Origin of the sequence: Terracoccus sp. 273MFTsu3.1 (assembly GCF_000383675.1) — a bacterium.
Taxonomy (GTDB): Bacteria; Actinomycetota; Actinomycetes; order Actinomycetales; family Dermatophilaceae; genus Terrabacter.
This window is the reverse complement of the sequence record NZ_KB911825.1, coordinates 203,769-230,301: the sequence shown is the minus strand read 5'-3', so window position 1 is coordinate 230,301 and position 26,533 is coordinate 203,769. Positions and strand designations below refer to the sequence as shown.

Below are 26,533 nucleotides of genomic sequence, written 5' to 3'. Positions count from 1 at the left end.
CCCTCCGCCCTCGCGCCCCCTGTCACGAAAGGACCACTCCCATGAGACGCCTCACCCTCGCCGCGGCTGCGGTCGCCGCCCTCGTCCCGGCCACCCTCGGTCTCGTCGGCAACAGCTCCTTCGCCCAGAGCGTCCCTGCCCGCGTTCCCGCGTCGGCGCAGCTCCTGCAGGAGTCCGGCGACGACGACCCGACCCCGACGGGTATGCCGTCCGCCACCCCGAGCGCCACCCCGACCACGGAGGTCGGTGACGACCACGGCGGCGACCGCCCCCGCGACTCCCGCACCGAGGCCGGCGACGACCACCGTGCCGGCGGTGGATCGGACTCGTCGGGCTCCGGCTCCTCGGGCTCCGGCTCGTCGGGCTCCGGCTCGTCCGGGTCCTCCGGCTCGTCGGGGTCCTCCGGTTCCGGGTCCTCCGGTTCCGGGTCGTCGCACTCGGGGGGCGACGACTCGGGGTCGGGGAGGTCCGGCTCCGATGACTCCGGCTCGCACTCGTCCGGCTCGCACTCGTCCGGGGGCCACGGGTCGGACGACTCGGGCGGTGACGACCACTGACCAGTCCGCGCACCGACCGCGCAGGCGCCGGGGACACGATCCCGGTGCCTGTGGCGGCGCCGCACCCGGGGGACCCCCAGCCCCCGGACGCGCCGCGAGCCGTCGGCGAGCGTGACCACCGGGACCTCCCCCCTTGGTGGACGCTCGCCGACGGTGTCGCCCCGGCGCGGGTGCGCCCCCTCCCGAGCCGGCGCCGGATGCTCGTGCAGCTCGGGCTCGCGGCCCTCGTCGTCTTCGTCGTCGTCGTGGTCGGGACCTCGTTCGCAGCGAGCCGGCTCGCGGAGCGCGAAGCCGTCAACGATGCGGCGCACACGACGAACCTGCTGGCCCTGGCCGTCGTCCAGCCGGTGCTCCAGGACTCACTCCTCACCGGCGACCCGGCGGCCTACGCCGCTCTCGACCAGGTCGTCCGGGCGCGTGTGCTGCCCAACGGGATCGTCAGGGTCAAGCTGTGGGCACCGGGCGGCCGCATCGTCTACGCCGACGAGACGCGGCTCGTGGGTCAGCACTTCGCGCTCGGCGAGGAGCAGCGCGAGACGCTCGCCGTGCCGCAGACCCGGGCCGAGGTCTCCGACCTCGACCGCTCCGAGAACGAGTTCGAGCGCTACGGCGGCAAGCTTCTCGAGGTCTACCGCCCGGTGTGGACCCCGTCCGGTTCCGAGCTGCTCTTCGAGGTCTACGGCGACTACGGTCCCGTCAGGACGCGCGCCTCCGACGTGTGGCGCGGTCTGGCCGGAGTGCTGGCGAGCAGCCTCCTGCTGCTCCTCGTCCTCATGGCACCGATCATCTGGCGACTGCTCGACCGACTCGGCACGGCGCAGGAGCAGCGCGAGTCCCTGCTGCGGCGCGCGGTCGACGCCTCGGCCCGGGAGCGGCGCCGCATCGCGGCCGACCTCCACGACGGTCCGGTCCAGGACCTCGTCGCGAGCTCCTTCGCCGTCAGCGGTGCCGCGGAGTCCGCGCGGGCACAAGGCCGCTCGGCGCTCTCCTCCACGATCAGCGACGCGGCCTCGACGGTGCGGGCGAGCATCGCCAGCCTGCGTTCCCTCCTCGTCGACATCTATCCCGAACGGCTCGCGGACGCAGGGCTCGCGACGGCCGTCACCGACCTCGCCCGTCCGCTCGCCGGACGCGGCATCGCGGTGTCCGTCGACGTCGACGAGGACCAGGCTGCGCGACTCAGCGAGCTGGCCCAGCAGGTGGCGCACCGCGTCACCCGCGAGTGCCTGCGCAACGTCGTGCGCCACGCCGAGGCCACCCACGTCTGGATCCGGCTCTGCGCCGAGGACGCCGACCCGGCGCGCCCGGTGGTGCTGCGGGTCCGGGACGACGGGATCGGCTTCGATCCCACACTGTTGCCCGGGTTCGAGGGACACTTCGGCGTACGCGTGCTCGCCGACCTGGCGACCGACGTCGGGGCGGTCCTGCGGGTCCGGTCCGCGCCGGGACGCGGCACCCAGTGGCTGCTCGCACTCCCGGTGCAGAAGGAGGAGGGATGACGACCGTCGTCGTCGTGGACGACCATCGCCTGGTCCGTGCCGGGCTGCGCACCATCATCGACGCCAGCGACGACCTTCGCGTCGTCGGGGAGGCTGCCGACGGGGCGGAGGCCGTCGTGGTCGTCGGCGACCTCGGTCCCGACGTCGTCCTCATGGACCTCTCGATGCCGGGCGTCGACGGCGTGGAGGCGATCCGCCGCCTCCGCGCCGCCGGCACCACGTCTCCCGTCGTCGTCCTCACCTCGTTCGCGGAGGCCGACCGGGTTCGCGCCGCGGTCGAGGCCGGAGCCATCGGCTACCTGCTCAAGGACAGCGAGCCCGGCGACGTCCTCGACGCGGTCCGCGCCGCGGCTGCCGGACACGCGCCCCTCGACCCGCGGGTGGCTCGCGCCCTGCTCCCGTCGCCCGACCCTCGCCCCGCCGGTCCGGCCCTGAGCGATCGTGAGCGGGAGGTGCTGACGCACGTCGCGCGAGGCCTCGCCAACAAGCAGATCGCCCGCAACCTCGGTATCAGCGAACGCACGGTCAAGGTGCACCTCGGCAACGTCTTCCGCCGGCTCGGCGTCGGTGACCGGACGTCGGCGGCGCTCTGGGCCCGCGACCACGGCGTCGGCTGAGGCCGCGAGGAGTGGGCCGGTCCCGCCGCGGCCGACCGGAACCGGGGGAGGGCGCGCAGCGTCCCTGACCTGCAGCGCACCGGTGGTCGGTGCCGCAGACAGGAGAGCCGTCATGGTCCGGAACGTCGTCGCCTCGCTGGCCGTCGGGGTCCTCGCCCTCGCCGGGTGCACCACGTCGCCGGCCGACGATCCGTCGTCTGGAGCGTCCGGGCCGGTCGCTGCGGACGACCGCGCGCAGGCGCTCTGGGCCGACCGGACGGCATACGTCGGCGACAACTCCAGGGTCGTCGCGCTCGTCGAGGACGCCGGGTTCGGGCCGGTCGGCAGCTTCTCGCTCTCGCTGTGGACGACCCGCCCTCCGTATGCCGTGACGATCACCGTCACCGACCCGGCCAAGCCGCTCGAGGCGACCGACCTCACCGGACCGGCCACGCTGCTGCTCGGCACGGTGACGAACCTCGACGCCGTCCACGTGACCGGACCGGGTCGCGAGTTCTCGCTGACGGCGCGCGAGGCGACCGCGGCCCTCGGGCACGACGTCAAGACGCTGGGTACCGACCGCGGCGCCCTCGCCGACTACGTCCGTTCGCTCGACGACTGAGGGCCTCCACGCCGGCGCGCGACACGCCGGGGTGGGAATGCCAGCGGCTCGCGCTCGGTTGGCACGCGGTGGGCCATGCCGACACCTGATTATGTCCATCCCAAGATGGGCTTATAGGTTGGCGCTCGCCCCGACCCCATCCGAACGATCCACCAGGAAGTGCCCACCATGCGTTCGAGGTTCACCCTCACCGCCCTGCTCGCCACGCTCGTCGCCGTCCTCCTCACCGCCTGCAGCACCGGCTCCGGTGGCGGCTCCGACCTCGAGTCCGTCAAGCAGGCGGGCGTCCTGCGCGTCGCCACGGAGGGCACCTACTCGCCGTTCTCGTTCCACGACCCGAAGACGAACGCCCTGACCGGCTACGACGTCGAGGTCGCGAAGGCGGTCGCCGACAAGCTCGGCGTCAAGGTCGAGTACGTCGAGACGCCCTGGGACGCGATCTTCGCCGGTCTGGCCGCCGACCGCTACGACGTCGTCGTCAACCAGGTCACGAAGAACCCCGAGCGCGCCGGCCTCTACGGCCTGAGCAGCACGTACACGTGGTCCGAGGGCGTCATCGCCACCCGCGCCGACGACGCGTCGGTCACCTCGCTCAAGAGCCTCGAGGGCAAGAAGTCCGCGCAGAGCCTGACGAGCAACTGGGCCAAGGTCGCCAAGGACGCCGGCGCCCAGGTCGAGTCGGTCGAGGGGTTCACCCAGGCCATCACGCTGCTCAAGCAGTCGCGCGTCGACGCGACCGTCAACGACAGCCTCGCGATCCTCGACTACCTGAAGTCGACGGGCGACACGACGGTGAAGATCGCGGCGAAGACCGGTGACGTCTCCGAGCAGGTCGTCGCGACGCGCAAGGACTCCGACCTCGTCGCCGCCATCGACAAGGCGCTCGCCGACCTCGAGGCCGACGGCACCCTGACGAAGATCTCGCAGAAGTACTTCTCGGCCGACGTCTCGAAGCAGCCGGCCGGCGTCTCCGGTTCGTGAGCGGGTCGTGAACGACCAGACGACCCAGCTGATCCTCGACTCGCTGGGCCCGCTCCTGCGGGCCACGGTGACCACGACGATCCCGCTGACCATCATCAGCTTCGTCCTCGGGCTGGTCCTCGCGCTCGGCGTCGCCCTCATGCGGCTGTCGTCGGTGCCCGTGGTCTCGTCCCTGGCACGGATCTACGTCTCGCTGGTCCGTGGCACGCCGCTGCTGCTCCAGCTGTTCATCATCTACTACGGCCTGCCCGCCCTCGGCGTGCGCTTCGACCCCTTCCCCGCCGCGGTCGTCGCCTTCACGCTCAACGTCGGGGGGTACGCGGCCGAGGTGATCCGTTCGGCCATCCTCTCGGTCCCCAAGGGCCAGTGGGAGGCGGCCTCGACGGTCGGGATGGGCTACGTCACCACCCTGCGCCGGGTGGTCCTGCCGCAGGCCGTGCGCACGGCGATCCCGCCGCTGTCCAACACGCTCATCTCCCTCGTCAAGGACACCTCGCTGGCCTCGACCATCCAGGTCACCGAGCTGCTCCGGGTGGCGCAGGAGGCGGCGGCACCCACGTACGAGTTCTTCGCCCTCTACGGCGTCGCCGCCGTCTACTACTGGGTCGTGTGCCTCGTCCTCTCCTTCGTCCAGTCCCGTCTCGAGGAACGACAGAACAGGTACGTCGCGACATGACCGAGCCCACCACCCCCCTGACAACGGCGGAACCCGCTGTGCTGCAGCCTGGCCCGCTCGTCTCGGTGTCCGGCCTCGCGAAGTCGTTCGGCGACCACGAGGTGCTCCGGTCGATCGACTTCGAGGTCGACCCCGGCAGCGTCACCGTCCTCATCGGGCCTTCCGGTTCGGGCAAGACGACGGTGCTGCGCTCGCTCAACGCGCTGGACGTGGCGGATGCGGGCGTCGTCCGCATCGGTGAGGTCGAGGTCGACTTCGCGCGGCGTCCGGTGACCAAGCAGGAGGTGGCGACCCTCCGCGCCCAGAGCGGCATGGTCTTCCAGTCGCACCATCTCTTCCCGCACCTGACGGTTCTCGAGAACGTCACGGCGGGACCGGTCCTCGCACAGCGTCGCGACCGGTCCGAGGTGGCGGGGGAGGCGCGAGAGCTGCTGCGGCTCGTCGGGCTCGAGGAGAAGGCCGACGCCTACCCCTACCAGCTCTCCGGCGGGCAGCAGCAGCGCGTCGGCATCGCCCGCGCGCTCGCGATCAGGCCCAAGCTGATGCTCTTCGACGAGCCGACGTCGGCCCTCGACCCCGAGCTCGTCGGCGAGGTGCTCGTGGTCATGAAGAACCTTGCGGCACAGGGCTGGACGATGGTCGTGGTCACGCACGAGATCCGTTTCGCCCAGCAGGTCGCAGACCAGGTGCTCTTCATGGATGGTGGCGTCATCGTCGAACGCGGCACGCCGGACGAGGTGCTGACCCGACCGCGCACCGAGCGCGCCCGCCAGTTCCTCCACCGGATCCTCGACCCGCTCGACTGACCCGTCCTGCTGCGCAACCGGACCCGGGGGGCGTATGCCGTCCGGCCGGCTCAGGCGACGAGGCCCGCCCGGTCGACGGCGCGCTCCACGACGGTGGCCATCTCGGCGTAGCCGCGGTCGTTGGGATGGAACTTGTCGGACGCCAGCCGGCCCCGCCAGGACCGGGGCCCGTCACGGCGCATGTCGACGAGGACGAGGCGTCCGGCGTCGGCGCGGTCGCGCAGCATGGCGTCGACGGCGCGGGCCTCGCGGTGCGGGTTGGGCAGGTTCGAGACGAGCGCACCCTCTGGCAGCCGGTCGAGCATCGCCGCGAAGCGCTCGACGAGGCCACGACGGTGGCGACGCACGACGACGTCGTTCGAGCCGATGACGACCGTGACCAGGGCCGGCGTCCGGCTGCCCGTGGCGAGGGTCTCGAGAGCCGGCAGCTGGCGGTCGAGCACGTCCTCGACCCGCGCGCCGTTGACCCCGAGGTTGACGACGCGGTGGTCCCACCCGCGCACGGCGAGCCGCCCGCTCAGCTGGCCGACCCAGCCACGGTCCGGGGCGCTCGCCCCGATCCCTTGCGTCATGGAGTCCCCCAGAGCGACCCACAATGGCCCGTCGCCCCCGGCGGCCACGCGGTTGTGGGACTCCCACCACACGGCATACGGCAGCACCTGCTCCTGGACCGCGCGCACGCCGGGGAAGGCCGTCGAGAGTGCCGACAGCACGGGACCGCGCGGCCGCTCGCTGCGGTTGCTGTAGTCGAACTCGGGCGCCATCACGGCAGCATCGCAGACGCCCGGGTGGCCGTCCGGCAGGTGGCGCTCAGGGCATAGGCTCGTCCCCATGTCTGACGAGCACGGCTTCTCCACACGCGCCATCCACGCCGGCCAGGAGGCCGACGAGCTCACCGGAGCGGTGGTGCCCCCGATCTACCAGGTCTCGACCTACAAGCAGGACGGCATCGGTGGCTTCCGTGGCGGCTACGAGTACAGCCGGTCGGCCAACCCGACGCGCACCGCGCTCGAGGAGTGCATCGCCGCGCTCGAGGGCGGCAGCCGCGGCTTCGCCTTCGCGTCCGGCCTCGCCGGCCAGGACACCGTGGCCCGCGCCCTGCTCGTCCCCGGCGACCACGTCGTCGTCCCGAACGACGCCTACGGCGGCACGTACCGCTACTTCAACAAGGTCGCGAAGCCCCAGGGCGTCGAGCACTCCATCGCGAACATGGGCGACGTCGAGGCGGTCCGCGCCGCGATCCGCCCCGGGCAGACGAGGATGGTCTGGGTCGAGACCCCGACCAACCCGCTGCTCGGCATCGCCGACATCGAGGCCATCGCCGCGATCGCCCACGAGGCCGGTGCCGTGCTCGTCGTCGACAACACCTTCGCGACGGCCTACCTCCAGAGCCCCCTGGCGCTCGGCGCCGACGTCGTGACGCACTCGACGACGAAGTACTCCGGCGGGCACAGCGACGTCGTCGGTGGGGCCGTCGTGACGGCCACGAGCATCACGGTGCCCGGCTACGAGGACGCCGAGGAGCGGATCGCCTTCCACCAGAACAGCATCGGCGGTGTCGCCGGCCCGTTCGACTCGTGGCTGACCCTGCGCGGGCTCAAGACCCTCGCCATCCGCATGGAGCGCCACTGCGACAACGCCGAGAAGGTCGTCGAGTTCCTCGAGGGGCACGACGGCGTCTCGCAGGTGCTCTACCCCGGTCTGCCCGGCCACGCCAACCACGACGTGGCCGCACGCCAGATGAAGCGCTTCGGCGGCATGGTCAGCTTCCGGATGCGCCGCGGTGAGGACGCCGCCGTCAAGGCGTGCGCCGCCGTCAGCCTCTGGACGCTGGGGGAGTCGCTCGGCGGCGTCGAGTCGCTCATCGAGCACCCGGGCCGGATGACCCACGCAAGCGTCGCCGGCACCGAGCTCGAGGTGCCCGCCGACCTCATCCGCCTCTCGGTCGGCATCGAGGACGTCGACGACCTCATCGCCGACCTGCGCGAGGCGCTCGACATCCACGGCTGACGCTCCGCCACGAGACCGCGACCACCGCGCATGACGATCCTCGCCGTCGACTTCGGGTCGACGTTCACCAAGGGTGCCCTCCTCGCCGACGACGGCGCCGTGCTCGGCACGGCGTCGACCCCGACGACCGGCACCGACGGCCGGGGCGACATCCTCGACGGCTACCGGACGTTGCGCGACGAGCTGGACGTCCCCGACGACGCGACGGTGCGTGCCTGCTCGAGCGCGGGTGGTGGGCTGCGGCTCGCCGTGGTCGGCTACGAGCGCACCGTCACCGCCCAGGCCGGGCACCGGGTCGGCCTGTCGGCCGGGGCCAAGGTCGTCCACGTCGCCGCCGGGGAGCTGACGACCGCCGACGTCGCGGGCATCCGCGCGGCCCGGCCCGACATGATCCTGCTCGTCGGTGGCACGGACGGCGGCAACAGCAACGTCCTGCTGCACAACGCCGTCCGGCTCGCCAAGGGCGCCATCGGCGGTCACGGGGCGCACGCCGTGCCGGTCGTCGTCGCCGGCAACGTCGACGCGCGCGACGAGGCGGAGGCCGTCCTCGCGACGACGGGCCGGCCGACGGTCCTCGCCGAGAACGTCCTCCCGCAGATCGGGGTCATCGCGCCCGAGTCGGCCCGTGCCGCGATCCGCGACGCCTTCCTGCGCCACGTCATCGGTGGCAAGGGGCTCTCGCGCGACCCGGCCTTCGCCGCGATGGTCCGGGCCGCGACCCCTGACGTCGTCCTGCGCGGTGTCGAGGTGCTGGCGTCGGTGACCGACGGCGGCGACGTCCTCGTCGTCGACGTCGGCGGTGCGACGACCGACGTCTACTCCTGCCTGACCCCCGAGGGCGAGGACGCCGGCCTGCGCAAGGACGTCGTCGCCCCGCTGTGGCACGCCCGCACCGTCGAGGGTGACCTCGGCATGCGGTGGAACGCCGAGCACGTCGTCGAGGCCGCCGTGACCGAGCACCTGCTCGACACCGTGGCAGACCCCGACGCCCTGACCGCGTATGCCGCCCGCGTCCACGAGCGCCCCGGCTCGCTCCCCGTCGACGACCGTGAGCGTGGGCTCGACCTCGAGCTCGCGCGGCTCGCGGCGCTCGTCGCGGTGCGCCGGCACGCGCGCCCGGCCCAGCCGACGGAGTCGCCGCGACCGCTCGCGAACGTCACGGCGCTCGTCGGGTCCGGGGGAGTGCTGCGCCACACCGACGCCGCCGGGCGCGACCACGTGCTCGGCGCGGTCCTCGCCGACCACGCCGGAGGCTGGAAGGTGCCGCGCGCCGCGCGCGCGACGGTCGACACGGCATACCTCCTCTTCGCGGCCGGCCTGCTCGCCGACGACCCCGACGAGGGGCACCTCGCCCGGGCCGTCGCCGCCCAGATCGTGCACTGACGCCGGTCCCGCTCGTGCGCGCCGGTCCGACTCAGCGCACCCGGAGCGCTTCGGCGTCCCTGAGCGCATTCGACGGCGGACAAACCGAACGGGCCGGCCACCCCCGAGGGGATGGCCGGCCCGTTGGTCAGGCGTCTGGGGTGCTCAGCCGGTGTAGGGCTTCGCGGCGATGATCTTGACGCCGATGGTCTTGCCGTTGGGGGCGACGTAGCTCGTGCTGTCGCCGACGCTCTTGCCGTTGATGGCGGCGCCCATGGCGGACTTCTCGGAGAAGACCTGCAGGTCGGAGCCGTCGGCGATCTCGCGGTTGCCGAGCAGGAAGGTCTCCTCGTCGCCGAAGATCTCGACGGTCACGAGCATGCCCGGCTCGACGATGCCGTCGTCGGGAGGCGTCTCGCCGATCGTCGCGTTCTGGAGCAGCTCGGTGAGCTGGCGGATGCGGGCCTCCATCTTGCCCTGCTCCTCGCGGGCGGCGTGGTAGCCGCCGTTCTCCTTGAGGTCGCCCTCCTCGCGGGCCTCCTCGATCTTGTGCGCGATCTCGATGCGACCTTCGCCCGTCAGCTGGTCGAGCTCCGCCTTGAGGCGGTCATGGGCCTCCTGGGTCAGGAAGCCAGCGGCAGTCTCGGTCACGGTGTGTCACTCCTCGGATGAACAGCGCCCACGCGGTGCTCGCGTGGGCGCCTGCACAAAAATATGGGCCCGAACCGTGGTGTCGTCGACTCGTGATGCCGGTCGGCGACGGGTCCGGACCCTGGATGAAGGAACAAGGATAACAAAATGACGGGCAAACGTGCAGTTCACGCGGCATTTCCGCGGCGGCGACCCCGCGGCGCGGCCCGCTCAGGAGCAGGTCTTGACCTGCCCGGTCACGGCCCGTGACGTCGTGCGGAGCATCACCGACTCGTCCGTCGTCTCGTCGGCGCTCGCCGGCACCTGCACGGTGCTCGTCCCGACCGGTGCGAAGTCGCGCGCCAGCGCCTCGACCGTGCAGGTCAGGGCCGTGCCGCCGGGTCGGTAGACCTGGAAGTCGACGCGCACCTGCTGGTCGCTGACCACCTTGTAGCCCAGGGTCTGCCACGACGGCTGGCCCAGCGTGGACGACAGGCCGAACCAGATCGCGAGGCCGACACCGGCGAGGATGCCGACCGTGCCGACGACCCACCACTTCAGCTGGCCGGGGGCGGGGCGGGGCAGGGTCGTGCGGGACGGCATACGGAGTCCTGGCGGTTCGAGCCCCCGCATCGTCAGGTGCGGGGGAGTGAGAGGATGGCGGACGGGTCCAGTGTCTCCCATGGCACCGGCGAGAGCCGCACGGACCCGGACGCCGAGGGGCACCGGAGATCACCAGCCGCCCGCGTCCCACCGAGGAACTGACGACGAACAGGGAGCCACGTGGCCCAGGGCATGCGTTTGATGGCGGTGCACGCGCACCCGGACGACGAGTCGAGCAAGGGCGCCGCGACGACGGCCAGGTACGTCGCCGCCGGCACCTCCGTCATGGTCGTGTCGTGCACGGGGGGTGAGCGCGGCGACATCCTCAACGAGAAGCTCAAGGACGACCCGCACATCCTGCGTGACATCGCCCAGGTGCGGCGCGACGAGATGAAGGCCGCGCAGGAGGTGCTCGGCTGCGAGCACACGTGGCTCGGCTTCGTCGACTCCGGTCTGCCGGAGGGCGACCCGCTGCCGCCGCTGCCCGACGGCTGCTTCGGCCTCGAGGACATCGACGTGACCACCGAGGCGCTCGTCCGCGTCATCCGCGCGTGGCGACCGCACGTCATGACGACCTACGACGAGAAGGGTGGCTACCCCCACCCCGACCACATCATGTGCCACACGGTCTCCATGGCGGCCTTCGAGGCGGCGGGCGACCCGACCCGCTACCCGCACGCCGGCGAGCCGTGGCAGCCGCTCAAGATCTACTACAACGGCGGCTGGTCCAAGGACCGCCTCGAGGCGATCCACGACGCGATGCTCGCCGAGGGGCTCGAGAGCCCGTATGCCGAGTGGCTGGCCAACTGGAAGCCGCGGCGTTCCGGACGCCCCACGACGACGATCGCGTGCGGCGAGTACTTCGAGACGCGTGACCGTGCGCTCATGGCGCACGCGACGCAGGTCGACCCCGACGGCTTCTGGTTCCAGGTGCCGCTCGAGATCCAGAAGCGCGTCTGGGGCGTCGAGGAGTTCGAGGCCGCCCTGTCCTACGTCGAGATCGCCGACGGGGAGGACGACCTCTTCGCCGGGCTCGGGACCCCTGCGGAGGCGGACGCGCTCGCGACCCGCACCGACCTCGAGCTCGTCCACGACGGCCGCGTCACGGACGAGCCCGAGCCCGAGGAGGTCGAGCAGGAGTCCGGTCGCGCCCACGGCGACAGCTCCGACACGCACACCGACGAGGATGACGCCGACCGGGACAGCGACAGCGACAGCGACAGCGAGAAGGCGGACGCGCGATGAGCGGCGGCGGCAACCTCCCGATCGGTCCCGGCATCTGGGGCTTCATCGCGTTCTTCGTCCTCGCGGTCGCCCTGTGGTTCCTCGTGCGCAACATGAACAACCGGCTGCGACGGATGGCCTACCGCGACCGGGACCGGGCCGAGCAGTTCGTCGCGGACGCCGACGGCACCACGGGCGGCCGGGCGACGGACGGCGCCCCCGAGACCGACGCGGCCGGCGAGGCCCCGATGCGCGACCACGATGACGACCCGCACCCGAACGGTGAGGCGCCGCGCCCCTGAGACGCCGCGGACGGCCTACGCCACGACCGGCGTGCGCCCTCGGACACGACGAACGCCCCGGCACGGTGCCGGGGCGTTCGGACGTTCTGGGCTCAGGTGAGCACGGTGCCTGCCGGCGTCACGTCGCTGCCTGGTAACCGATGACGGCGAGCGTCACGGCCACGAAGTGCGTGAGGAAGCCGCCGAGCGTGAAGGCGTGGAAGACCTCGTGGAAGCCGAACCACCGGGGCCACGGGTTGGGCCGCTTCGTGCCGTAGACGATGCCGCCGGCGGTGTACATGAGGCCGCCGAGGCCGATGAGCGAGCCGATGAGCGGGCCACCCTCGCGCCAGAACGGCACGACGTAGAAGATGGCGGCCCAGCCGAGCGCGAGGTAGAGCGCCGTGTAGAGCCAGCGCGGGGCGCCGACCCAGAAGACCCGGAAGAGGACGCCGGCGATGGCGCCGCCCCAGATGACGAGGAGGAGCAGCCGGGCCTGGTCGGCCGGCAGGAGCGTCACGGCGAACGGCGTGTAGGTGCCGGCGATGATGAGGTAGATGTTCGAGTGGTCGAACCGCTTGAGCAGGCCCGACATCTTCGGGCCCCAGGTGCCGCGGTGGTAGACGGCCGAGACGCCGAAGAGCAGGGCGGCGCTGATCGTGAAGACGATCGAGGCCGTGCGCACGGATCCGGGGTCGGAGAGGAGCACGAGGACCAGGCCGCCGATGAGGGCGACGGGGAACATGCCGAGGTGCAGCCAGCCGCGCAGGCGGGGCTTGACGATCGCGACGAGGTCGGCGACGGGGGTGCCCGACGCGTCCTCGGTGCTGGGGTCAGGGCTGTGGCCAGCGGTGGGCTCGGGGGTGCTGCTCATGGCCCCACTCTAACCTACGCAACCGTAAGTTACGGCAACGTAGGTTCAACGTCTCCTGAGTGCCACTGGCTCCCGGGCCACCTTCACGAGACCCTCACGAGGTCGTCACCGAACCCCCGCGACGACTCCCGCCCGACCGCCTCGGCACGCCGATGGGCGAGCGGTACGGTGGGACCGCGGCCCGCTCGGGGCTGCCCAGACCGTGACCGGCGATGACACGAGCGAGTCGACGAGGAGGCCCCGTGGGGTGGCGCGATGTGGTCTACGGCGCGTACGAACGCCGAGTCCTCAAGGATCTCCCCAAGGAGGCGCTCCCGCGGCACGTCGCCGTCATGCTCGACGGCAACCGGCGGTGGGCCAAGGCCCGCGGCGCCGGCACGGCGAGCGGCCACCAGGCAGGGGCCGACAAGATCGAGGAGCTGCTCGAGTGGTGCCGCGAGGCCGGCGTCGAGTACGTCACCCTCTGGCTGCTCTCGACCGACAACCTGCGCCGCGCCGAGGAGGAGCTCGCACCGCTCCTCAAGATCATCGAGACGGCCGTCGCCGACCTCGCCGAGTCGGGCCACTGGCAGCTCAAGATCGTCGGCGCCCTCGACCTGCTGCCGCCCGAGACCGCCGCGAGCCTCAGCGCGTCGGCCGAGCGCACCAAGGACGTCGACGGGATGACGGTCAACGTCGCCGTCGGCTACGGCGGACGCCGCGAGATCGCCGACGCCGTGCGCGACCTGCTGCTCGCCCGGGCCGCCGACGGCGAGACCATCGAGCAGATCGCCGCCGAGCTCACGGTCGAGGACATCGCCGAGCACCTCTACACCAAGGGTCAGCCGGACCCCGACCTCGTCATCCGCACGTCGGGGGAGCAGCGGCTCGGTGGCTTCCTGCTGTGGCAGAGCGCGACGTCGGAGTTCTACTTCTGCGAGGCCTACTGGCCCGACTTCCGTCACGTCGACTTCCTCCGCGCACTCCGGGCGTATGCCGGTCGGCACCGTCGCTTCGGCGGCTGACCGGCCGCTCGACCGACCGCTCGACCGACCACCGGCCGTCCCGACTGCGACACTCCGCAGCCGTGGGGAGTCCTCCCCATTGTCCGGGTTGGCCCGGTTGCGTAGGTTGCGGGTGGGCCGAGACGCCGGGGGCACGTACAGCGGCTCCGGGGCGGCCGGCACGAGCACGACGAACACCGCGACGACGTCAGGGGAGTACGAGAGATGGCGATCTACAAGAAGGGTGCCGACCCGGTGGCCCTGCGGGCGTCGGCCGAGCGCATCTCCGGGCACGCCCGTGAGTGCGACACCCTCAAGGGCGAGGCCAGCCGCGCGGTCCACGCCCTCAAGGGCCAGTGGGGCGGCGCGGACCTCGACCACCTCATGGACCGCTGGCCGCCGGTCGAGGCCCAGCTCACCCAGTTCGGCACCGACCTCGGCAAGCTGGCCGAGGCGCTGCGTCGCAACGCCGGCGCCCAGGACAGCACGAGCGGCCAGGGCGGCTCGGGGTCGGGAGGCGGACCCGGCGGGTCCGGCGGCAGCGGTGGCGACGGCGGCATCCCGGGCTACGACCTGCTCAAGTCGCTCTGGACCCCGATCAAGGGCCTCGGCACCGCCGTCGGCCTGCTCGGCACCGGCATGAAGATCAAGAACTTCCTCTCCAACCTCGGCAGCTGGGACCGGGCGACGGGCCTGTTCGCCAACCTCAAGAACGCGTGGAGCACCGGTCGGCTCGCCGAGTTCGGCGACGCGCTCAACCCGAAGAACTGGAGCTCCCTCTCGCGCTTCATGCCGTCGCTCGCCGAGGGCGGCGCGCTCGCCCGCTCGCTCGGCACCGTCGGCAAGGCCCTGGGCCCGATCGGTGTGGCCTTCGGTGGCTTCACCGTCGCCAACGACATCTCCGAGGGCAACTACGGCCGCGCCGGCTACGACTCCGTCATGACCGGTCTCGGCGCGGCGGCGCTCATGACGCCGCCTCCCGTCGACGTCGTCTGCGGCATCGCCGCCGGTGGCATGGCCGTCGGCCAGCTCGTCTACGACAACTGGGACACGATCAGCGACTTCACCGGTGACGCCGTCGACGCCGTCGGCGACTTCACGGGTGACGCCGTCGACGCGGTGGGTGACTTCGCCTCCGACGCCGGCCACGCGATCGGTGACCTCGCCGACAAGGCCTGGCCGTTCTGACCGGTCCCGAGGGCCCCGGGAGGCGAAACCTCGGGGCACCCGGCATCGTTGACGTGACGACGGGGCCCCGACGGCGGCCGCACGACCATCCCGCGAACGACACACAGACCACGACCGAGGAGAACCATGGCTGACCCGATGAAGGGCACCCCGCTCGAGGGCTTCGAGCTCCCCGAGGACGTCTTCGGGCTGGGAGCCGCCGAGCTCGCCTACCTGATGGCCCGTCACGAGACCCCGGCCGGGGAGCGCTCGCGCCGCCTGCTCATGCTCGACCCCCGTGCGGCCGACGACGCCGCCCTGCTCGCCGGCGCCTCGAGCCTCGCGTCGCGTGGCTGGCTCACGGTCGCCGACGACGGCACGCCGCAGTCGCGGTCGAACGCCGCGCTCGTCGAGTACGCCGTGGGGGCCGCCACACGGTGGACGCGCATCGGGCTCGTGGGTGAGAACGTCAGCCAGGCCGACTTCGCGATCCTCGTCGAGTCCGACACCGTCATCGCCCTCATGCAGCCGCGCCAGCTCGCGTCGTGGTTCATCCGCCTCGGCGAGCGCGACGGCAACACCGGTGCCCTCGTGACCGGGCTCGTGCGCGAGCGGTTCGCCGCGAACGCCGAGGCCGGCGTCTTCCTCGAGGTGCAGACCCTCGAGGGCAGCACCAACCTCGCGATACGCCGCTCCGGCACCGACTTCGAGGCGCTCACCGACGTCGCCGGGCCGGGCACCGGCACGGGCGGGGTCGTCGACGCCGAGGGCCTCCAGGATGCCGTGTCCGCCCTCTACAACGAGAAGGTCGACGCATGAGCGCCCCGACGCCCCGCCAGACCGATCCCACCGGCGCCACCCCGCCGAAGGAGCCGTTCTCCTACGTCAGCCAGCAGCGCGGGCTGCTCACGCTCAAGATCCGTGAGCCCGCGCTGATGTTCGTCTTCTTCCTCGCCTTCACGGTCGTCGGCGTCATCTTCTTCTCCATGGTCAAGAAGGGCGCCGACCAGGGGGCCGAGGGCGCCATGGGCGTCGCCTACCTCATCCTCGCGATCTTCGGCGGCCTCGGCGTCATCGGCATGGCCATCGCCGCCGTGCGCTGGCGCTGGAAGCGTGAGTACGTCCGCGTCATGGGTCGCTCTCCCTGGGCCTGACGCCCAGCCGCGCCGACCACGGCGCGAGCACCCGAGTGCGCCCGCCTCGCCGTCGGTGCCGGTCCACGACCGGTGCCGGCGGCGACCGGCGTGTTACGCCCACGTGAACACTCCGGCGACACGACGACACGACGTCACTCAATCCCCGAAGCCGTCGTCTCCGGGTCGTACCGTCGTCCCAACGGCCGACACCCGTCGGGCGTTGCCAGGAGGCCCACCCATGGAGCGATCGCTCAGGACGGAGGGTCGGGCAGTGCGCCACCCTCTGGTGGTCACCGCCCGGCATCTCGGGAGCGATTAGGCGCGCGACGCGCGCCGCGTAGGGAGTGGCACATGGCTCGTACGACCCGTCAGGTCACGTCGGACCCCGCCAGCACGAACACCAAGCCGGCCGCGGCCTCCACACGCGCCACGACTCGCGCCTCCACGCGCACGACGGCCCGCGAACGCGAGCCCGAGCACAAGACGTACGTCCTCGACACGTCGGTGCTCCTGTCCGATCCCCGGGCCATGCTCCGCTTCGCCGAGCACGAGGTCGTCCTGCCGGTCGTCGTGGTGACCGAGCTCGAGGGCAAGCGGCACCACCCCGAGCTCGGCTACTTCGCCCGCCAGGCCCTGCGCCTGCTCGACGACCTGCGCGTCAGCGAGGGCCGGCTCGACAAGCCGGTCGCCGTCGGGACCGACGGAGGCACGCTGCGCGTCGAGCTCAACCACACCGACCCGTCGTCGCTGCCGGCGGGCTTCCGCCTCGGCGACAACGACACCCGCATCCTCGCGGTGGCCCGCAACCTCGCCAACGAGGGCGCCGACGTCACCATCGTGTCCAAGGACCTCCCGATGCGGGTCAAGGCCTCGGCGTGCGGTCTCGAGGCGGAGGAGTACCGCCACGAGCAGGGCGTCGACTCGGGCTGGACCGGGCTGCAGGAGCTCGAGGTCAGCAGCGAGGAGCTCGACCAGCTCTACGACCGTGGCCGCATCGAGCACACCGGCGCCGCCGAGCTGCCGTGCCACACGGGTCTCGTCCTGCTCTCGCCGCGGGGAAGCGGTCTGGGGCGGGTCGGCGCCGACAAGCAGATCCGGCTCGTGCGCGGTGACCGGGACGCGTTCGGCCTGCACGGCCGCAGCGCCGAGCAGCGGATCGCCCTCGACCTGCTCCTCGACCCCGACGTGGGCATCGTCAGCCTCGGCGGTCGGGCCGGCACCGGCAAGTCGGCGCTCGCGCTCTGTGCGGGCCTCGAGTCGGTCATGGAGCGCCGAGCCCAGCGCAAGGTCCTCGTCTTCCGCCCGCTCTTCGCCGTCGGTGGCCAGGAGCTCGGCTACCTGCCCGGCACCGAGCAGGAGAAGATGAACCCGTGGGGCCAGGCGGTCTTCGATACCCTGGGGGCGCTCGTCTCGACGGAGGTCGTCGAGGAGATCATGGACCGTGGCCTGCTCGAGGTCCTGCCACTGACGCACATCCGCGGACGCTCGCTCCACGACGCGTTCGTCATCGTCGACGAGGCCCAGTCGCTCGAGCGCAACGTGCTCCTCACCGTCCTGTCGCGCATCGGCCAGAACAGCAAGGTCGTGCTCACCCACGACGTGGCCCAGCGGGACAACCTGCGCGTCGGGCGGCACGACGGCGTGGCCGCCGTCATCGAGAAGCTCAAGGGACACCCGCTCTTCGCCCACGTCACGCTGACGCGAAGCGAGCGCAGCCCCATCGCGGCGCTCGTCACCGACATGCTCGAAGGTCTCGAGATGTGACCTGAGTCACAGGCCGCACGGCGTTCCCCGAGCACGTAGCTCGGGGACGCTGTGCGCTGGACCACTCGCTCTGGCCTCTGGAACGCCCCTCGACACTGGACGCCGACTTGCCCCTCGGGGCGGTCGAATGGCACCGTGTGAGGTTGCACGTCTCGGAACGGTAACGCTCACCTTGGGGTGTGAGCGCGATCGGCCGGGTCGTTTCCACACGTCGGGCGCAGCCGTCGACGGGCCAGCGCCCGCAGACGCACGCGCCGGGCACCCCCTCGACACAGGAAGGCGTGACGTCTGTTCATGGCACGGTATGAAGGCCGGCACCGCAACGCACCGGCTCCCTCGACCGCTCCGCGCCCGAACCCCGCCACACCCTCGGCGCGGTCCGGCCGCGTCCACCCCGAGACGGCTCCGGCCGTCCCCCGCAGCCCCCGCCCCGTCAGCCACGGCTCGACCGGCGCAGCCGTCGCGGCAGGCGCTCGGGGCGCGAAGGGTGCGACGCAGGGGGCCCGGCGGGCCTTCGACCCGACGCGTGCCATCCCCGTCACCCCGGCCGCTGACCGCGCCGCCTCCTCCAGGAGTGCTGCCGGCCCCGACGACCGCCGCTCGTCGTCGGCCCAGGCGCACGCGACGCGCAGCAGCCGACACCACAAGCCGTCCGCGCGCAAGCGGCACGTCGGCCGACCGATCCTCGCCGGCGCCCTCGCCGTCGGCCTCGGCGCCTCCGGGTTCGCCTACGCCAAGGCCACGAACCTCATCGGCGCCGACGCGGCCGCCTTCGTCGTCGGCAGCGGCGTCGTCGCCCAGACCGACGAGCTGGCCCGCGCCTCGACGGTCGACACGACCTACCGCGCCGCCGCCTCCGTGTCGCGCAACGAGCGCCGCACCGCCATCGCGGCCACCGGCCTGCGCACGGCCAAGGAGCTCGAGGCCAAGAAGAAGAAGGAAGCCGCCAAGCAGGCCGAGCTGGCCCGCGAGGAGGCGGCGAAGGCCGAGCGTGCCAAGGAGCGCCAGCGCGCCATCGACAACGCCAAGGACGACCCGCAGGCCGCGGCCCGCGTCCTCATGGCCGACCACGGCTGGACGAGCGACGCGCAGTACAACTGCCTCGTCAACCTCTGGACCGGCGAGAGCGACTGGCGCTGGTTCGCCGAGAACCCCAGCTCGGGCGCCTACGGCATCCCGCAGTCCCTGCCCGCCCGCAAGATGTCCCAGTTCGGTGCCGACTACCGCACCAACCCGTTGACCCAGATCAAGTGGGGTCTCTGGTACATCGAGATGTCCTACGGCAACCCGTGCAACGCCTGGTCCACGTGGCAGGCGCGCTCGCCGCACTGGTACTGACCTGACCCAGCCGTATGCCGTGTGGCCGGCTCCCAGCGGAGCCCGCCACACGGCATACGTGCGTCGGGGGCGGAGCGGCCGGGTATCCGGCAGCCGGTCGGTCAGATCTTGCGGAGGCGCACCCGGCGGACCTCGTGGTTGTCGCCCTTGGACAGCACGAGGCTGGCCCGTGAGCGCGTCGGGAGGATGTTCTCGACGAGGTTCGGGCCGTTGATCTCGCGCCAGATCCGGTTGGCGGTCGCGACGGCCTCGTCGTCGGACAGCACGGCATACCGGTGGAAGTACGAGTCGGGGTCCGAGAACGCCGTCTCGCGCAGGCGCAGGAAGCGCTCGACGTACCACTTGCGCACGTCGTCGACCCACGCGTCGACGTAGACCGAGAAGTCGAAGAAGTCGCTGACCGCGAGACCGGTCCCGCGCACGGGGTGCACCTCCGGTGCCTGGAGCACGTTGAGGCCCTCGACGATGAGCACGTCGGGCTGGCGCACGACGATGCGCTCGCCGGGGACGATGTCGTAGGTCAGGTGCGAGTAGACGGGGGCGGTGACCTCGGCCCGACCGGACTTGATCTCGGCGACGAAGCGGAGCAGGGCGCGCCGGTCGTAGGACTCGGGGAAGCCCTTGCGCTGCAGGATGCCCCGGCGCTCGAGCTCGGCGTTGGGGAAGAGGAAGCCGTCGGTCGTGACGAGCGCGACGCGCGGGGTGTCGGGCCAGCGGGCCAGCATCTCGCGCAGGATGCGGGCCGTCGTCGACTTCCCGACGGCCACCGAGCCCGCGACGCCGATGACGAAGGGCGTCTTGGCCGGACGCTCGCCGAGGAAGTCGCTCGTCACCTGGTGCAGCTGGCGCGTGGCGCCGACGTAGAAGTTGAGCAGGCGCGAGAGCGGGAGGTAGACCTCCTCGACCTCGTTGAGGTCGACGCGGTCACCGAGGCCGCGCAGCCGCGCGAGGTCGGCGTCGTCGAGGTTGAGCGGGTGGTTCTCGCGCAACCGGGACCACGCGGCCCGGTCGAACTCGACGTACGGCGACGGGATCGCGGTCCCGTTGGCGCCGTCGCCGCCGTTCCCGCCGGTACCGCTGGATGGCTCCGACACGTGCGACATTCTTGCGGACGTCAGGGGCGGGGGTGGCGTTGGGCCCCCGGACGGTCCCCTAGGCTGGACCTCATGTGCGGAATCGTGGGATACGTCGGGCGGACCGACGACGGGACGGCGCTCGACGTCGTCATGGAGGGTCTGGCGCGCCTGGAGTACCGCGGCTACGACTCGGCCGGCGTGGCGCTCATCGACGGAGACCACGTCGAGACCCGCAAGAAGTCGGGCAAGCTGGCCAACCTCACGGCCGAGCTCGAGGCCGACCCGATGCCGTCATCGACGACGGGCATCGGCCACACCCGCTGGGCCACGCACGGCGGCCCCACCGACCAGAACGCCCACCCGCACCGCGGTGGCAAGGACGGCAAGCTCGCCCTCATCCACAACGGCATCATCGAGAACTTCCACAGCCTGAAGAAGGGCCTGCTGGCCGACGGCGTCGAGTTCGCGAGCGAGACCGACACGGAGGTCGTCGCCCACCTCGTCGCTGCCGCCTACGAGCGCGATCAGGACCTGACCGACGCCATGCGCGCCGTCGTCGCCGAGCTCGAGGGCGCGTTCACGCTCCTCGCGATCCACGCCGACCAGCCCGGCGTCGTCGTCGGTGCCCGCCGCAACAGCCCGCTCGTGGTCGGCCTCGGCGACGACGCCAACTACCTCGGCTCCGACGTCGCGGCCTTCATCGGCCACACGCGCCACGCGCTCGAGCTCGCCCAGGACCAGATCGTCACGATCACGCCCGAGGGTGCCAGCGTCATCAACTTCGACGGCACGCCCGCCGAGGGCAAGGCGTACGAGGTCACCTGGGACGCCGCGGCTGCCGAGAAGGGCGGCTACGCGACGTTCATGGAGAAGGAGATCCACGACCAGCCGCACGCCGTAGCCGACACGCTCCTCGGGCGCACCGACGCCGAGGGCCGGCTCGTCCTCGACGAGATGAGCATCTCCGAGGAGCAGCTCCGTTCGGTGGACCGCATCACGATCGTGGCGTGCGGCACCGCCGCGTACGCCGGCATGGTCGCGAAGTACGCCATCGAGCACTGGACGCGGATCCCGGTCGAGGTCGCCCTCGCCCACGAGTTCCGCTACTGCGACCCCATCGTCAACGAGCGCACCCTCGTCGTCTCGATCAGCCAGTCCGGCGAGACGATGGACACCCTCATGGCGGTCAAGCACGCCCGCGAGCTCGGTGCCATCACGGTCTCCGTGTGCAACACGCACGGCTCGACGATCCCGCGAGAGTCCGACGCCGTGCTCTACACGCACGCCGGCCCCGAGATCGCCGTGGCCTCGACGAAGGCGTTCCTCGCCCAGATCACCGCCTGCTACGTCCTCGGCCTCTACCTCGCGCAGCTGCGTGGCGGCTCGTTCGCCGACGACGCGCAGTCGGTCATGAAGGAGCTGAGCGGCGTTCCCGCCAAGATCGAGACGCTGCTCGGCCAGATGGGCCGCGTCCGGGAGATCGCCAAGTTCATGGCCGACACCCGCTCGGTCCTCTTCCTCGGGCGTCACGTCGGCTACCCGATCGCCATGGAGGGCGCACTCAAGCTCAAGGAGCTCGCCTACATCCACGCCGAGGGCTTCGCGGCCGGCGAGCTCAAGCACGGCCCGATCGCGCTCATCGAGCCGGGACAGCCGGTCTTCGTCGTCGTGCCGTCGCCGACGAGCGAGCACGGCCTGCACGGCAAGGTCGTCAGCAACATCCAGGAGATCCGCGCCCGTGGCGCCCGCACCCTCGTCATCGCCGAGGAGGGCGACGACTCGGTCGAGCCCTTCGCCGACGAGGTCATCCGGGTGCCCGCCACGTCGTCGCTGCTCGCGCCGCTGCTCACCGTCGTGCCGCTCCAGGTCTTCGCGCTGTGGCTCTCGACGGCCAAGGGCCTCGACGTCGACCAGCCGCGAAACCTCGCCAAGTCGGTCACGGTCGAGTGACGTGATCGTCGGGGTCGGGATCGACGTCGTCGACATCGCGCGTTTCGAGTCCACCCTCGAGCGCACCCCGGCGCTGCGCGAGCGGCTCTTCACGATCGAGGAGCGCCACCTCGGCATCGCCTCGCTCGCGGCGCGCTTCGCCGCGAAGGAGGCGCTCGCCAAGTCGCTCGGTGCCCCGGTCGGGCTGCACTGGACCGACGCCCGGGTCGTGACGAACGACGAGGGACGTCCCACGCTCGAGATCGGCGGCACCGTGCTCGCACGGGCCAACGACCTCGGCGTCGACTCCTTCCACGTGTCCCTGTCGCACGACGCCGGTGTGGCGTCGGCCGTCGTCATCGCGGAGGGCTGATGATCCGCGCGCACTCCGTCGACGCGGTCCGGTCCGCCGAGGCCGCCGCCATGGCGCAGCTCCCCGAGGGGGAGCTCATGTCCCGGGCCGCGCTGGGCCTCGCCGAGGTGGCCCTGGCCCGTCTCGCCGACGTCGAGGGCACGACCGTCGTCGGGCTGATCGGAGTCGGCGACAACGGCGGCGACACGCTGTATGCCGTCGCCCACCTCGCGGAGTCGGGCTTCGCCTGCGCCGTGGTGCTCGTGCCGGCCTCGGGCCGTGCGGGGGTCCACGCGGCCGGCCTCGAGGCCGCCGAGGCAGCCGGTGTCATGGTCCACGCCGCGAGCGACGACCCGGCTGCCGCCGCTGCCGTCGTCGCCGAGGCCGACCTCGTGCTCGACGGCATCGTCGGCATCGGTGGTCGCCCCGGCCTGCGTCCCGAGGCGGCGCACCTCGTCGACGCGGTGGACGACGACGCCTGGGTGCTCGCCGTCGACCTCGCCAGCGGGCTCGACCCCGCCGGTGAGTCCGGCGAGGACGACGCCGTCTGGGCCGACGAGACCGTCACCTTCGGCACTCCGAAGCCCGTGCACCTGCTCCCGGCGGGAGAGGCCGCGACCGGCCGGCTCACGGTCGTCGACATCGGGATCGACGTCGACGAGGTGCCAGCGGCCGTCGAGCGCCTGACCTGGGACGACGTCGCCGGCCTGTGGCCCGTGCCCGGCCGGGGTGACGACAAGTACTCCCGCGGCGTCCTCGGCGTCGTGGCAGGCAGCGAGGCCTACCCCGGCGCTGCCGTGCTGTGCACGACGTCGGCCGTCGAGGCCGGCGTCGGGATGCTCCGCTACGTCGGAACGCCGACCCCGGTGGGTCTGGTTCACCAGGCTGTGCCCGAGGCGGTCATGGGCGACGGTCGGGTCCAGGCCTGGGTCATCGGCCCGGGCCTCGACGTCGAGAGCACCGACCCGGAGGCACAGGCCCAGGTCGCGGTGGCCCGGGCCGCCCTCGCCTCCGACCTGCCCGTCGTCGTCGACGCGGGCGGCCTCGACCTCATCGAGGGCTGGCGCGACGCGCCGACCGTGGTCACCCCGCACGCGGGAGAGCTCGGCCGGCTGCTCGCACGGATGGTCCGGCCCGGCGCCGACCCCGGCGAGCTCGAGATCACCGCCGCCGACGTCAAGGCCGATCCGCTGCGCTCCGCCCGCGACCTCGCCGGGCTCATCGGCGGCACCGTGCTGCTCAAGGGAGCCACGACGCTCGTCGTCAGCCACGGCGACCTGCCGGTGCGTTCCCAGGCCGATGCGCCGCCGTGGCTGGCCACGGCCGGAGCCGGTGACGTGCTCTCCGGCGTCATCGGCGCCCTGCTCGCTGCGGGGCTCTCCCCGCTCGACGCGGCCTCGCTCGGCGCGCTCGTCCACGGCGTCACCGCCGACCGGGTCTCCGGCGGCGGCCCGCTGCGGGCGCTCGCGGTGGCCCACGGCATCCGACCGACGGTGCGCGACCTGCTGGCCCGGGGACGGTCCGCGCCCGGCTGAGCCCGTCCCGCGCCGCGCGCGGGGCCCTGCACCCGGACCTCCCACACGAACTGCGAGACTGAACCGATGAGCCAGATCGACGCCTCCGACGCCGAGCGGACCGCGACGCCCACCGCGGGCGAGCGCCCCGCCGCGCCGGAGACCCACGGACTGACGGTCTGGGCCGAGATCGACCTCGACGCGCTCGAGGCCAACGTGCGCACGCTGCGCGCCCTTGCGCCCGGCGCCGAGTTCATGGCCGTCGTCAAGGCGGACGCCTACGGGCACGGCCTGCTGCCCGTCGCGCGCGCAGCCGTGCGCGGTGGCGCCACCTGGCTCGGCGCGGCCCAGCTCGCGGAGGCGTTCGCGTTGCGCGACGCCGGCCTCACGACGCGTCTGCTGACGTGGCTCACGGTGCCCGGATCGGACGTCGGCGGCGCCATCCGGCGCGACATCGACCTCTCGGCCTCGGCGCCGTGGGTCCTCGACGAGATCGCGGCCGCCGCGTCGGCGCTCGGTCGCGCCGCCCGCGTGCACCTCAAGGTCGACACCGGCCTCGGGCGCGGGGGAGCCTACGGCCCTGACTGGACCACGCTCGTGCAGCACGCTCGTCACCTCGAGGAGGAGGGTGCACTCTCGGTCGTCGGGGTGTGGACCCACTTCGCCCACGCCGACTCACCCGAGCACCCCACGGTGCTCGCGCAGCAGGAGCGCTTCTTCGAGGCCGTCACCGAGGCCGAGCGGGCCGGTCTGCGGCCCGAGCTGCGCCACCTCGCGAACTCCGCCGCGACCCTCGTGCACCCGTCGGCGCACGCCGACCTCGTGCGCCCCGGCATCGCGATGTACGGCCTGACGCCGGTGCCGCAGGTCGACGACGACTTCGGGCTGCGTCCGGTCATGACCCTCCGCGCGCGCCTCGCCCTCGTCAAGGCGCTCCCGGCCGGACAGGGGATCAGCTACGGACACGCGTACGTCCCGGACGTCGACACGGTCGTCGGGCTCGTGCCCGCCGGCTACGCCGACGGCGTCCCCCGCAACGCTACGAACGTCGGACCACTGCTCGTCGACGGCCGGCGCACCACCATCGCCGGGCGCGTCTGCATGGACCAGTTCGTCGTCGACCTCGGACCGGGGTCCACGGCGCAGGCCGGTGACGTCGTCACGCTCTTCGGTGGCGCGCCGGGCGAGCCGACGGCCCAGGAGTGGGCCGACGCGACCGACACGATCAGCTACGAGATCGTGACGCGGCTCGGGGCCCGCGTGCCGCGGCTCTACGTCGGCGGCTCGGAGGCCGGCGCATGAGCCCGCGTCGCAACCCCGTCATCGGCATCGCCGCCGCGACCCTCGGTGTCGCCGCGGGTGTGGCGGCCGGCATCGCCGCCGACCGTGCCGGCAAGCACCGTGCGGCGATGGCCGCACTCGAGACGCCCGAGCTGCTCGAGATCACTCCCGACGAGGAGCACGTCGTGCTCACCGACGACGGTGTGCCGCTCCACGTCGAGATCGACCTCCCAGCTGCGGCCGCAGCCGAGACGGCCGCCGACGGCACCACCCGCCACGGCCGTCCCGACGAGCTGCCCACCGTCGTGCTGACCCACGGCTACTGCCTCAGCCTGCGCTGCTGGGTCTACCAGCGCCGGGCCCTCAAGGAGGCCGGCTACCGCGTCGTCAGCTGGGACCAGCGCGGGCACGGCCGCTCGGGGAGCGGCGAGAAGGACAGCTACACGATCGACCGGCTCGGTCAGGACCTCCACACCGTCATCACCGAGCTCGTGCCCGAGGGCGACCTCGTCCTCGTCGGCCACTCGATGGGTGGCATGACGATGCTTGCGCTCGGCGAGCACCAGCCGCGGCTGGTCCTCGACCGAGTCGTCGGCGCCGCCTTCGTCGCGACGAGCCCGGGGGGCATCATGCTCGCCAACGGCGGACGTACCGCGACCCTCGGACGCCTCATGCTCGAGCGCCTCGGACCGGGGGTGCTCGGCCCGCTGAGCCACCGGCCCGAGCTCTTCACCCGGATCCGTCGCGTCGGCCGAGACATCGAGCACTTCATGGTCGAGCAGAACTCGTTCGCCTCGCCGGTGCCGCGCTCGGTCGTGCGCTACACGAGCGACATCCTCCTCGGCACGCCTCTCGACGTCGTCAACGACTACCTCCAGACGTTCGACGGCTTCGACAAGCGTCCCGCGCTGCTCGAGTTCCGGCACGCCGTCGTCCTCGTCTTCAACGGGCGCGACGACATCCTCACGCCGCCGTCGCACAGCGAGCTCATCGTCGAGGGCATCCCGGGCGCCGAGCACATCGTCGTCAACGACGCCGGGCACGTCATCATGCTCGAGCACCCCGACCTGCTCAACGCGCACCTCGTCCAGCTCGTCGACCAGTCGGCGCGGGCGCGTGCCGAGCAGATCGAGGTCGCCCAGCAACCGCGGGTGCGGCGCATCGTCACCGACGTCGCCAAGAACCGCCGCCAGCGCCGCCTCGAGAAGGAGGCCGCCGAGCTCGTCCGCTCCGGTCGCGTCAAGCAGGCGCGCTCCAAGGGGGCGTGAGCAC

General features: G+C 72.3%; 27 protein-coding genes. 22 read left to right on the top strand and 5 right to left on the bottom strand.

Annotated features, from left to right (window positions below):
• The first annotated feature begins 41 nt into the window (after window positions 1–41).
• The 7 genes from H283_RS28245 (at window position 42) to H283_RS0117850 (ending at window position 5,737) form a co-directional block, all read left to right on the top strand.
• Window positions 42–557: a hypothetical protein gene (locus H283_RS28245; RefSeq protein ID WP_020144902.1), complete on the top strand. Its 516-nt coding sequence runs from the start codon at window positions 42–44 to the stop codon at window positions 555–557.
• A gap of 50 nt (window positions 558–607) precedes the next feature.
• The gene (locus H283_RS0117875) at window positions 608–2,056 is read left to right on the top strand and encodes an ATP-binding protein (protein ID WP_020144901.1); all 1,449 of its coding nucleotides are present in this window, start codon (window positions 608–610) and stop codon (window positions 2,054–2,056) included.
• A complete protein-coding gene (locus tag H283_RS0117870; RefSeq protein ID WP_020144900.1) occupies window positions 2,053–2,673 on the top strand; it encodes a response regulator transcription factor in 621 nt (206 codons plus the stop codon). Before H283_RS0117875 ends, H283_RS0117870 begins: the two co-directional genes overlap by 4 nt.
• Before the next feature lie 112 nt (window positions 2,674–2,785).
• Window positions 2,786–3,274, top strand: a complete 489-nt coding sequence (locus tag H283_RS0117865) for a DUF4825 domain-containing protein (RefSeq protein ID WP_020144899.1) — start codon at window positions 2,786–2,788, stop codon at window positions 3,272–3,274.
• Window positions 3,275–3,442: 168 nt separating this feature from the next.
• Window positions 3,443–4,255 (top strand): amino acid ABC transporter substrate-binding protein, encoded by an 813-nt coding sequence (locus H283_RS0117860; RefSeq protein WP_020144898.1) that lies wholly within the window; start codon window positions 3,443–3,445, stop codon window positions 4,253–4,255.
• A gap of 7 nt (window positions 4,256–4,262) precedes the next feature.
• Complete coding sequence (locus H283_RS0117855; RefSeq protein WP_020144897.1) at window positions 4,263–4,931, top strand: amino acid ABC transporter permease; 669 nt, start codon at window positions 4,263–4,265, stop codon at window positions 4,929–4,931.
• Window positions 4,928–5,737, top strand: coding sequence for an amino acid ABC transporter ATP-binding protein (locus H283_RS0117850; RefSeq protein ID WP_051103681.1), 810 nt, complete (start codon window positions 4,928–4,930; stop codon window positions 5,735–5,737). The genes H283_RS0117855 and H283_RS0117850 overlap by 4 nt, the downstream gene beginning before the upstream one ends.
• A 50-nt stretch (window positions 5,738–5,787) precedes the next feature.
• Here the strand turns inward: H283_RS0117850 and H283_RS0117845 are convergent, their stop codons facing one another.
• The gene (locus H283_RS0117845) at window positions 5,788–6,501 is read right to left on the bottom strand and encodes an SGNH/GDSL hydrolase family protein (protein WP_020144895.1); all 714 of its coding nucleotides are present in this window, start codon (window positions 6,499–6,501) and stop codon (window positions 5,788–5,790) included.
• 67 nt (window positions 6,502–6,568) lie between these two features.
• Here H283_RS0117845 and H283_RS0117840 point away from each other — a divergent pair, with 67 nt between their 5' ends.
• Together H283_RS0117840 and H283_RS0117835 are read left to right on the top strand one after the other, a co-directional pair.
• On the top strand, window positions 6,569–7,747 hold the full coding sequence (locus tag H283_RS0117840; protein WP_020144894.1) for a cystathionine gamma-synthase: 1,179 nt from the start codon (window positions 6,569–6,571) through the stop codon (window positions 7,745–7,747).
• 30 nt (window positions 7,748–7,777) lie between these two features.
• A complete protein-coding gene (locus H283_RS0117835; protein WP_020144893.1) occupies window positions 7,778–9,130 on the top strand; it encodes a glutamate mutase L in 1,353 nt (450 codons plus the stop codon).
• A gap of 144 nt (window positions 9,131–9,274) precedes the next feature.
• Here H283_RS0117835 and greA read toward each other — a convergent pair whose 3' ends face one another.
• Together greA and H283_RS0117825 are read right to left on the bottom strand one after the other, a co-directional pair.
• On the bottom strand, window positions 9,275–9,760 hold the full coding sequence (gene greA, locus H283_RS0117830) for a transcription elongation factor GreA (RefSeq protein WP_020144892.1): 486 nt from the start codon (window positions 9,758–9,760) through the stop codon (window positions 9,275–9,277).
• Window positions 9,761–9,970: 210 nt separating this feature from the next.
• Window positions 9,971–10,342, bottom strand: coding sequence for a DUF4307 domain-containing protein (locus tag H283_RS0117825; protein ID WP_020144891.1), 372 nt, complete (start codon window positions 10,340–10,342; stop codon window positions 9,971–9,973).
• A gap of 180 nt (window positions 10,343–10,522) precedes the next feature.
• Here H283_RS0117825 and mca point away from each other — a divergent pair, with 180 nt between their 5' ends.
• Together mca and H283_RS25660 are read left to right on the top strand one after the other, a co-directional pair.
• The gene (gene mca, locus H283_RS0117820) at window positions 10,523–11,587 is read left to right on the top strand and encodes a mycothiol conjugate amidase Mca (RefSeq protein ID WP_231372318.1); all 1,065 of its coding nucleotides are present in this window, start codon (window positions 10,523–10,525) and stop codon (window positions 11,585–11,587) included.
• Window positions 11,584–11,868: a hypothetical protein gene (locus H283_RS25660; RefSeq protein WP_020144889.1), complete on the top strand. Its 285-nt coding sequence runs from the start codon at window positions 11,584–11,586 to the stop codon at window positions 11,866–11,868. Before mca ends, H283_RS25660 begins: the two co-directional genes overlap by 4 nt.
• A gap of 118 nt (window positions 11,869–11,986) precedes the next feature.
• Here the strand turns inward: H283_RS25660 and H283_RS0117810 are convergent, their stop codons facing one another.
• Complete coding sequence (locus H283_RS0117810) at window positions 11,987–12,721, bottom strand: hemolysin III family protein (RefSeq protein ID WP_020144888.1); 735 nt, start codon at window positions 12,719–12,721, stop codon at window positions 11,987–11,989.
• A 212-nt stretch (window positions 12,722–12,933) separates the two neighbouring features.
• Here H283_RS0117810 and H283_RS0117805 point away from each other — a divergent pair, with 212 nt between their 5' ends.
• The 6 genes from H283_RS0117805 to H283_RS26870 all read left to right on the top strand — a co-directional run bounded on the left by H283_RS0117805 (window position 12,934) and on the right by H283_RS26870 (window position 19,109).
• Window positions 12,934–13,725 carry an isoprenyl transferase gene (locus H283_RS0117805; protein WP_051103680.1) on the top strand — a complete coding sequence of 264 codons (792 nt, stop codon included), beginning with the start codon at window positions 12,934–12,936 and terminating at the stop codon, window positions 13,723–13,725.
• Between the two features lie 204 nt (window positions 13,726–13,929).
• A complete protein-coding gene (locus H283_RS0117800; RefSeq protein ID WP_028785703.1) occupies window positions 13,930–14,892 on the top strand; it encodes a WXG100 family type VII secretion target in 963 nt (320 codons plus the stop codon).
• A gap of 126 nt (window positions 14,893–15,018) precedes the next feature.
• Window positions 15,019–15,690: a hypothetical protein gene (locus H283_RS0117795; protein ID WP_020144886.1), complete on the top strand. Its 672-nt coding sequence runs from the start codon at window positions 15,019–15,021 to the stop codon at window positions 15,688–15,690.
• Window positions 15,687–16,025, top strand: coding sequence for a hypothetical protein (locus H283_RS0117790; RefSeq protein ID WP_020144885.1), 339 nt, complete (start codon window positions 15,687–15,689; stop codon window positions 16,023–16,025). Before H283_RS0117795 ends, H283_RS0117790 begins: the two co-directional genes overlap by 4 nt.
• Window positions 16,026–16,535: 510 nt before the next feature.
• Window positions 16,536–17,771: a PhoH family protein gene (locus H283_RS0117785; RefSeq protein ID WP_369791902.1), complete on the top strand. Its 1,236-nt coding sequence runs from the start codon at window positions 16,536–16,538 to the stop codon at window positions 17,769–17,771.
• A 294-nt stretch (window positions 17,772–18,065) separates the two neighbouring features.
• On the top strand, window positions 18,066–19,109 hold the full coding sequence (locus tag H283_RS26870) for a hypothetical protein (protein WP_020144883.1): 1,044 nt from the start codon (window positions 18,066–18,068) through the stop codon (window positions 19,107–19,109).
• Window positions 19,110–19,210: 101 nt separating this feature from the next.
• Here H283_RS26870 and coaA read toward each other — a convergent pair whose 3' ends face one another.
• Window positions 19,211–20,212: a type I pantothenate kinase gene (gene coaA, locus H283_RS0117775; protein WP_020144882.1), complete on the bottom strand. Its 1,002-nt coding sequence runs from the start codon at window positions 20,210–20,212 to the stop codon at window positions 19,211–19,213.
• A gap of 63 nt (window positions 20,213–20,275) precedes the next feature.
• Here coaA and glmS point away from each other — a divergent pair, with 63 nt between their 5' ends.
• The 5 genes from glmS to H283_RS0117750 all read left to right on the top strand — a co-directional run bounded on the left by glmS (window position 20,276) and on the right by H283_RS0117750 (window position 26,529).
• Window positions 20,276–22,135 carry a glutamine--fructose-6-phosphate transaminase (isomerizing) gene (gene glmS / locus H283_RS0117770; RefSeq protein ID WP_028785701.1) on the top strand — a complete coding sequence of 620 codons (1,860 nt, stop codon included), beginning with the start codon at window positions 20,276–20,278 and terminating at the stop codon, window positions 22,133–22,135.
• Between the two features lies 1 nt (window position 22,136).
• The gene (locus H283_RS0117765; RefSeq protein WP_020144880.1) at window positions 22,137–22,487 is read left to right on the top strand and encodes a holo-ACP synthase; all 351 of its coding nucleotides are present in this window, start codon (window positions 22,137–22,139) and stop codon (window positions 22,485–22,487) included.
• The gene (locus H283_RS0117760) at window positions 22,487–24,001 is read left to right on the top strand and encodes a bifunctional ADP-dependent NAD(P)H-hydrate dehydratase/NAD(P)H-hydrate epimerase (protein ID WP_020144879.1); all 1,515 of its coding nucleotides are present in this window, start codon (window positions 22,487–22,489) and stop codon (window positions 23,999–24,001) included. The genes H283_RS0117765 and H283_RS0117760 overlap by 1 nt, the downstream gene beginning before the upstream one ends.
• A gap of 66 nt (window positions 24,002–24,067) precedes the next feature.
• Window positions 24,068–25,282, top strand: a complete 1,215-nt coding sequence (alr, locus tag H283_RS0117755) for an alanine racemase (protein ID WP_020144878.1) — start codon at window positions 24,068–24,070, stop codon at window positions 25,280–25,282.
• The gene (locus tag H283_RS0117750) at window positions 25,279–26,529 is read left to right on the top strand and encodes an alpha/beta fold hydrolase (RefSeq protein WP_020144877.1); all 1,251 of its coding nucleotides are present in this window, start codon (window positions 25,279–25,281) and stop codon (window positions 26,527–26,529) included. The genes alr and H283_RS0117750 overlap by 4 nt, the downstream gene beginning before the upstream one ends.
• Window positions 26,530–26,533: the final 4 nt, after the last annotated feature.